Origin of the sequence: Mycobacterium sp. SMC-17, from assembly GCF_045310915.1 — a bacterium.
GTDB lineage: Bacteria > Actinomycetota > Actinomycetes > Mycobacteriales > Mycobacteriaceae > Mycobacterium.
Map to the genome: position 1 here is coordinate 1 of NZ_JBJIAK010000179.1, position 1028 is coordinate 1028.

The following is a 1028-nucleotide window of genomic DNA, read 5'->3' on the forward strand; positions in this document are numbered from 1 at the left end:
AGATCGACTGATGCGATCGCGTAGTAGCCCGGATTTCGCTCCGCTTCGTCCGGGCTACGAAAGCTTACAGCGCCTCGCCCTTCAACAGCCGCGGCACTTCGCCTGACAGGCCCGCCGCCTGGCGGATGAACATGCTCTTCAATGGCGGCGCGCGATCGACGAGGCCGAGGCCGATGTCGCGCACGGTGCGCAGCAATGTCGATTCGTTGGAGAACAGGAAGTTCAGCGAGTTGGTGGCAACCCCCATTGCCATGGTGTCGAAGCGGCGCCAGCGCTGGTAGCGCTCGAGCACGTCGGCAAGCGCCGCGACATCCTTCAGGCCCATGTTGAGCCCCTGCCCCGCGATCGGATGGATCACATGCGCGGCGTCACCGATCAGCGCCAGCCGTTCGGCGACAAACGAGCGCGCGACGAAATAGCCGAGCGGAAACCCGCGCGGTCGGTCGAGCGCCTTGATCTCGCCGAGATGCAAGCCGAAACGCTGCTCGAGCTCGGCGTGGAATTCGTCCTCGCTCAACGCCGTGATGCGCGCGGCGTCCTTGCGCGTCTCGGTCCACACCAGCGAGGAGCGGTTGCCGGTCAGCGGCAGGATCGCGAACGGGCCCGCGGGCAGGAAATGCTCCTCGGCGCGGCCGTGATGCGCGCGCTCATGCCCGACCGTGACGACAATGCCGGATTGGTCATAGTCCCAGCCATGGGTCGCAATCCCGGCGCGCTCGCGCAGCTTCGACCGTGCGCCGTCGGCGGCGACCAAGAGGCTCGCATCGATCTCGGTGCCGTCGGCCAGCCGCACGCTGACGCCGTCGGGGCGTGAGTCGAAGCTCGACACCGCCGTGGCGCGCAGCTCGACGCCTTCGGCCTCGGCGCGGCTTGCCAGCGCATCGATCAGATAGCGGTTCTCGACCATATGGGCGAACGGCTCGCCCGGCTCGACATTGCCGGCGAAGGTCAGGAAAACCGGGCGGGTGGCGTCCTCGAGCTTGGAATCGGTCACGACCATGTCCGTGATCGGCTGCGCGGTCGGCGCC

Annotated in this window: 1 protein-coding gene; it reads right to left on the bottom strand. The window is 67.4% G+C overall.

Annotated features, from left to right (window positions below):
* Nucleotides 1-64: 64 nt before the first annotated feature.
* A partial coding sequence (locus ACJH7A_RS30695) for a ubiquinone biosynthesis hydroxylase (RefSeq protein ID WP_406803346.1) occupies nucleotides 65-1028 on the bottom strand: 964 nt, incomplete at its 5' end.